Genomic DNA, 6,855 nt, shown 5'->3' with positions numbered 1-6,855 from the left:
ATTAGAAGCACTAGAAAAAGTCAAGCAAGTAAATTATGACCTTGTCTTTATGGATCTTCACATGCCTAAAATGGATGGGCTGAGTGCTACGAAAGAAATTTTGAAGAGAGAGAAGACTAAAGATTTAAAAATTGTGGCCATGACAGCGAACTCATTTAAAGAAGATCGCGATGCTTGTATTGCTTCTGGTATGATTGACTTTATTTCTAAGCCAGTTAAGATCAGTCGTTTAGTTGAAGTTATTGAAAAGATAAGTCAAGAAAAGGGCCAAAGTGCTTAAGCACCTTGGCCTATGATATTTTATTCGATTCCAAATCTTAGAGCATGAATCCCTGGAAGAGTTGCATTCTCAATATACTCTAGAGAAGCTCCACCACCTGTTGAAACATGGCTCATTTTATCGGCTAGGCCTGATTTATTAACGGCACTAACTGAATCACCTCCACCAACTAAAGTGAAAGCATCATTTAGTTCTGCAAGAACTTTTGCGATTCCAAAAGTTCCTTTGCTATAAACTTCGTTTTCAAATAGTCCCATTGGTCCGTTCCAAAGAACAGTTTTAGCACCTCGAAGTTTTTCACTAAAGATTTCTAAAGACTTTGGTCCAATATCCAGTCCCATAACATCTTCAGGAAGATTCTTTACCGTTACTTCAATAGGCTCTCCACCGAACTCTGTTGAAGCGAGGTGATCAACAGGAAGAACAATCTTATGAGATGTCTTCTCTTTTAGAATTCTTGTCGCTAGAGCTACATCTTCATCTGAACAAAGAGAAGTTCCAACTTCAATTCCTTGTGCTTTTAAGAATGGGTATGCCATTGCTCCGCCAATCAGGAGGTGAGTCACATTTGGAAGAAGTTTTTCGATAACCTTGATTTTATCACTAACTTTTGCACCACCTACAATGGCAACAAAAGGAGTTGCTGGTTTTCCAACAACTTTATCCAAGGCCTCAAGCTCTCTTTTAATTAGCTTTCCAGCATAAGCTCTTCTTTTGAAGAAGGCATTGATTTCATAAGTTGAAGAGTGTTTTCTGTGGGCCGTTCCGAAAGCATCGTTAACATAAATGTCACCATACTCAGAAAGCTTTCTCGCAAACTCTCTATCATTCTTTGTTTCTTCAGGGTGAAATCTCACATTTTCAAGAAGAATAACTCTTGATTCATTAAGAGTTAAAAGAGTTTTAATTCCTCTGTCTAAACATGATTCAGAAAGAACAACATCTTCGCCTAATTTATCTGCAAGGTAAGTTGCAACAGGCTCAAGTGAGAACTCTTTCTTAACTGTTCCCTTAGGTCTACCAAGGTGTGAAATTAGAACTAGCTTGTTGGCTCCGTTATCAAGAATTGTCTTGATCGTTTCAAGAGCGTTATCAATTCTAGTCGTATCAGTAATCTTAGTAGGATCATTTTTATCAAGAGGAACGTTGAAGTCAAAACGAGCAACAACGTTCTTATCTGTTAAATCGACTGAATCAATATATTGAATTGCCATTACAGTTGCTTCCCAATGTGAAGAGCTAAATCGATAACTCTATTAGAGAAACCTGCTTCGTTATCATACCAAGCGATAACTTTAACATTTGTCCCATCGATAACATTAGTGAGAAGTGAATCTACACATGAAGACTCTCTCATTCCCATGTAATCAATTGATACAAGTGGCTCATCAGAATATTTAAGAACACCTTTAAGTGCTCCATTACTTGCTTCCTTAAGTGCAGCATTAACTTCTTCAATAGTTGTTGGAGTTGAAACTGTAACTTGTAGATCAACAAGTGAAACGTTTGGAGTTGGAACTCTAACTGCGAAACCATCTAGCTTTCCGTTTAGTTCAGGGATAACTAGACCAACTGCTTTTGCAGCACCAGTCGTCGTAGGAATCATAGAAACAGCTGCTGCTCTCGATCTTCTGTAATCTTTGTGAGAAGCATCTAGGATTCTTTGGTCACCAGTATAAGAGTGAATAGTTGTCATATTTCCAGATTGAATTCCAAACTTCTCGTGAAGAACTTTTGCAACTGGAGCTAAACAGTTTGTTGTACATGAAGCGTTTGAAAGAACTGTATGCTCATCAGCTTTATAGTTCTCATGGTTGATACCCATAACGATTGTTTCGTCCATGTCTTTTCCTGGACAACAAAGAATAACTTTCTTTACTGAACCTCTTAGGTGCTTAGAAAGAGATTTCTTGTCTTTGAAAATTCCTGTTGCATCAATAACAATATCAACATTGTCATTTGGCCAAGGAATTTCAGCTGGGTCTCTATATTTATGGAAAGTAATTTTGTGACCGTTGATATCGAGAATGTGCCCTTCATCAACAGATACATCAGCATCAAATCTTCCAAATACTGAGTCATATTTTAAGAGGTGAACATATTGCTCTGGCTCACCAGGTGAGTTAACCGCTACGATCTCTAGATCTTCAATATTTCTATTAACGATTTCTCTGATTACTGTTCTTCCGATACGACCTAGGCCGTTAATACCAATTCTGATTTTTTGAGACATTCCTGACTCCATTTATGAGGGTTAGCTATTAATAAAAACTGCCCATAATATGCCATAATTACTTAGCTTTGACTAACTCTTTCACCAAGATAAGTTCTCAAGTATTACATATTTATATATGTGATTTAGGTAACTTAGAAACCTCCTTGAGAAGGAGAGAATTATTGTCCGTCTATTAGGCTTTAGCTGAATTGTTTATAATCAATTTATGGCGACGACGCAGGGAGTAAAACATTATACCTCTAGAGAAGACTACATTAAGCGTAGGGGGCTCAAGAGTGCTACCGATCCAGGAGCTCTTTCTGAAAAAGTCTTGGATAAGAAGGCCCATAAAGTCGAGCTCTCTGATGAAGTTAAAGAGAAGATTGATGCTAAGAAGCTAAACAAAGAAAAGCTTAAAAATAATTTGAAGGACGATCTTAAAGAAGTCGGAAAGGCCGGCTCACATCTTGCCAAAGATGCTGCGAGCTCACTTGTTAAGGCCCTGCCAAAACCAATTCCATTGAGTATTCCAAACTTCTCTAAAAGTAAGGCCGCAAGTGCTAAGAGTGTCGATGACATTAAAGAGTTAATGCCTCTTGATAAGCCAGCTATTTTCTTTATGAGTGGTCTGCATCTCGGGACTTTTAGCTCTGATGACACTGGTTTACCACAGTTAAGTGAAGCCGTTAAAAATGCTGAGCATCACTCTTGGAAGGACGAAGATAAGATATTCTCAGAAATTCTTAAGAGACCCGAAACTCAACCAGTTATCCTTGTTGGGCATTCTCTAGGTGGCGATGCCGTTGTCAATCTTGCAAATAGATTAAACTCTTTAGAAGGGGGATTTCGAAAGGTTGATCTTCTCGTGACTTTAGATTCTGTTGGCTTTGATAACGATATTATTCCGCAAAATGTGAAGAAGAATCTCAACTTTATTATCGATAAGGACATCTTTTACAATGATGGACCCAATATAGCTCGCGATGTGAAGATGACCCAAGTTGTGAATCATTTGAGACCTGAAGGGCATACAGATATAGACGAGTCTAAAGATGTTCATTTCGAAATCCTGTCAAATATCAGGGAAGTTCTTCAAAAGAATGTTGAAACATCGAAATTTCAGAAACTTACAGAACTTTTTGAGCAGTTTCAAAATATTAAAAAAATACCTGATGCATTGAACTCAGAATCTTAGCGTGCTACAAGAGGGTCTGCTTTAATGGACCTTTGGAGAGACATTGCTAAGATCATTTCTTTTATCTCTGACATTATTATCGACGCTTTCTTGTTCTGTACAAGATGCGGCTGACTTCGTGCAATTTCAAGAGGCGAAAATTGTTGGGGGTGAGCTTGTTGATAAGAATGAATTCAAAGGTGTTGTTGCGCTGGTAAGAGGTGGTGACATTATTTGCTCAGGTGTTGTGATTGATAAGAGAACGATCTTAACAGCAGCACATTGTCTCGTTGGTCAAAATGTTTATGCACTTTCGATTCTGGTAGGACGTGGGACTAAACTTCCACATCCAGGCAAGGTCGTGAAGGGACAGTATCGAATTGATGGTTATGAGTTATTTCCAACTCTTCGTTATACGAATTTTCATGGGATCACAAATTATGGTGAGTTCAATGCTAATGATATTGGAATCATCACAACACAAAAAGATCTTGTAAATATACAGCCATATCAAGTTCTTACTAAAACAGATCTTATTAAAGAGAAAGTAAAGAAGGGTGAGAAGATAGTTGTTGTTGGCTATGGCTATACTGGTGAAGACCGAAACTTCGGTTTTGGATTTACAGAGTCTCATGTTGAATATGGTCTTAAGAGGAAGGTTGAGATTCCAATTGTTGGCGTGAATAATCATGAGATTGATGCGCGTGCAGATGGGCTTGACTCTTGTTATGTCGATTCTGGAGCGCCGGCCTTCGTTAAGACAGATCAAGGCTACAAGATTGCTGGACTTGTAAGTGGATCTGATGGGCTTTGTGGTGAGAATGAGTTTCCTGCTTATTACTCTCTTGTTTATGATTCAGCATGCTGGATTAATCAATATACAGGGATGCCTTTTGATGATCTCGACTTTCACTGCGAGAGACATGAGAGAATTTCTAAGGCCTGTTCGGTAAATGAAGATCCGAAAGAAGCTAAGCTCTGTGCTAAAGAGCTTAGCGATGAGATATTTTCTAATCTTTAAAAAATAAATTCAGGGCATTTTCTTTTGTGATTTTTAGGACCTCTTGAAGGTCTAGATTCTTTTCTTGTGCAATCTTTTCAGCGACAAAGGGAAGGTAGAAAGGAGCATTTTCTTTTCCTCTATAAGGAACAGGAGTAAGAAATGGAGCGTCTGTTTCTACGAGGATTCTTTCAATTGGACACTCTCTTAGAACTTCTCTGACATTCTCAGCATTCTTAAAAGTAATGATCCCGTTAAATCCAAGATGGAATCCTTCTGCTAAGCAAAACTTCGATAGTTCTAAAGAAGATGTAAAGCTGTGAATCACACCTTTGTTCTTTAGTGTTGATGAAAAGTTTTTAAGAACGGCGATGGTATCATCATCCGCATCACGGGTATGAATAACAACTGGCTTATTATTGTCGACGGCGATCTGAAGTTGCTTTTCAAACATTTCTATTTGAACTTCTCTTGGAGATTTTCCGTAGTAATAGTCGAGTCCAATCTCACCAACGGCGACAATCTTATCGTCATTAATATGTTGTCTGATTTCTTGGAGAGTTTCTTCTGTTATCTCTTTTGCCTCATGGGGGTGAATCCCTTGAGTCCCATAAATCATGTCATGAACAGTTGTGAGTTCTCTAACTTTTTGGAGATTATTTGGGGCCACGGCAATGGTAACAATTTTTTCGATACAATGCTCTAAACTCTTGTTGAGAATGACTTTTAGTTCATCGTCTTGAGATAGTCCAAATGACAATGGGTCTCAATGAGACCCATATCATATTTAGGAATTTCTCTTCTTTTGGATTTTCCCATTATTTTCCTGCTTTTTTAAGAATATCATCCATAATGGCATAATATTCCTTAAGCTGTCTCACTCCCTCGATTTTAACACCATTTAAGAGTTGAGTAGGAGTAGATTTTACATTAAATGTGTCTGCTTGATTGATCATATCGACAACTAGCTGTTTTGTTTCAGGTTTCTTCATACATTCAGTAACACCGAGTTTTGTGGCATAGTCTTGAATCCATGTCATTGAAAGCTCAGATTGTGATGCAAAGATGTCATCGTGAACTTTCTTAAATCTCTCCGGTCCCGCACAAGAAGCCATATAAGCGGCCTCACAAGCTAGTGGGTGAAGAGGTCTATCCATCGCTGCATTACAGTTGTGATCTAGTGGATAGAAGAAGTACTGAATATTAATCTTTCCCTTATACTTTTCTTCAATCTTTGGAAGAACCATATCCATGGCATTACATGCAGGACATTGAAAATCAGAAAATACTGATAGCTGAATTGGGGCATCAGTAAAGTTTTCTGAAGAAGAAGCTAGTCTGTATGGTGAAGACTTTGTTGGAGCACCAAGGTTTTGAAGCCCATTAAACATTTCAACAATCTTTCCTGCCATAGCTTCATTTTTCTTTTCCCAGCTTTGAATCATTCCCCAGCTTGAACCTGCAACTAAAACTGTAACAACGGCATAGATGGCCATGTGTTTTACGGCAGGCTTTCTTTGTTCACTAATCTTATGAAGCATAAAGAAAGCAATAAATGAGACAATATAGTAAAGTGTACAGAATGGGCAAAGGTGCTTAAGTACAAGTAAAGAGTAAAGAAAGAGTAGGATACAACCTACAATATTTACTCCAAGAACAGTGTAAAGAGTTCCTTCATTTTCATCACTTTTAAAAAGGTATGAAAGCATTAAGAAACCACCAATGAGAATTCCAAAAATTGAAATTGGAATTCCTGCGATATTTCCTAGTGGTGAAAGTGTTGTCGCATCACAATTAAAGAATGAATTGATATTACACATTGAACCACTTTCAAATCCTGTAGGATATTTTGCAGTAAAGTAATGGCTAGTTAAATAAATAGAGAAGACGGCCATGAGTAATCCCATCGAGAAGAAAATAATCTTCTGATTGAATGAGGCTTTTTCAAAAAATGAATTGTTGTTCATAATTAAATCCTTTTAATAATATTCCAATTTCTTTTTTCTGTTTTATTTCTGCGATAGCTGTTGAACTCTTCATTTTCAAAAGTACAGATATCACATGTTTGTATTTCAATATTATGATAATGGTTTCTTAGTTGATCGATGATCTCCGCCTCCATATTAAAGTTCACACCTTCAAAATGAGAACTGTGAGGGAAGTTCTTCTTGAAATCTTCTCCGACT

At 37.6% G+C, this 6,855-nt stretch carries 6 protein-coding genes and 2 pseudogenes; 3 read left to right on the top strand and 5 right to left on the bottom strand.

The annotated features are described in order from the left end of the window. A partial coding sequence (locus M901_RS15145; protein ID WP_021279083.1) for a response regulator occupies nt 1–280 on the top strand: 280 nt, incomplete at its 5' end. 20 nt (nt 281–300) lie between these two features. On the opposite strand, the gene pgk is transcribed toward M901_RS15145, so the two are convergent. Together pgk and gap are read right to left on the bottom strand one after the other, a co-directional pair. After that, the gene (gene pgk, locus M901_RS15140; RefSeq protein ID WP_021279088.1) at nt 301–1,494 is read right to left on the bottom strand and encodes a phosphoglycerate kinase; all 1,194 of its coding nucleotides are present in this window, start codon (nt 1,492–1,494) and stop codon (nt 301–303) included. Then, on the bottom strand, nt 1,494–2,513 hold the full coding sequence (gene gap / locus M901_RS15135; RefSeq protein WP_021279087.1) for a type I glyceraldehyde-3-phosphate dehydrogenase: 1,020 nt from the start codon (nt 2,511–2,513) through the stop codon (nt 1,494–1,496). The genes pgk and gap overlap by 1 nt, the downstream gene beginning before the upstream one ends. 208 nt (nt 2,514–2,721) lie before the next feature. Between gap and M901_RS15130 the strand changes: the two genes are divergently transcribed. Both M901_RS15130 and M901_RS15125 read left to right on the top strand, forming a co-directional pair. Beyond that, complete coding sequence (locus M901_RS15130; RefSeq protein ID WP_034722577.1) at nt 2,722–3,690, top strand: hypothetical protein; 969 nt, start codon at nt 2,722–2,724, stop codon at nt 3,688–3,690. Between the two features lie 43 nt (nt 3,691–3,733). Next, nucleotides 3,734–4,690, top strand: a complete 957-nt coding sequence (locus M901_RS15125; RefSeq protein WP_021279082.1) for a trypsin-like serine protease — start codon at nt 3,734–3,736, stop codon at nt 4,688–4,690. Here M901_RS15125 and M901_RS15120 read toward each other — a convergent pair. From M901_RS15120 to M901_RS15110, 3 genes and pseudogenes are all read right to left on the bottom strand, one after another. Beyond that, a pseudogene (locus M901_RS15120) lies at nt 4,680–5,488 on the bottom strand (TatD family hydrolase). The gene M901_RS15125 and the pseudogene M901_RS15120 overlap by 11 nt on opposite strands. Then, a complete protein-coding gene (locus tag M901_RS15115; RefSeq protein WP_021279085.1) occupies nt 5,488–6,636 on the bottom strand; it encodes a thioredoxin domain-containing protein in 1,149 nt (382 codons plus the stop codon). The pseudogene M901_RS15120 and the gene M901_RS15115 overlap by 1 nt, the downstream one beginning before the upstream one ends. 2 nt (nt 6,637–6,638) lie before the next feature. After that, nucleotides 6,639–6,855: pseudogene (locus tag M901_RS15110) on the bottom strand (hypothetical protein); the annotation flags it as partial.

The sequence above is a fragment of the Bacteriovorax sp. DB6_IX genome (assembly GCF_000447775.1).
GTDB lineage: Bacteria > Bdellovibrionota > Bacteriovoracia > Bacteriovoracales > Bacteriovoracaceae > Halobacteriovorax_A.
The sequence above is the reverse complement of the archived record's forward strand: the minus strand, read 5'-3'. Positions and strand labels throughout refer to the sequence as shown.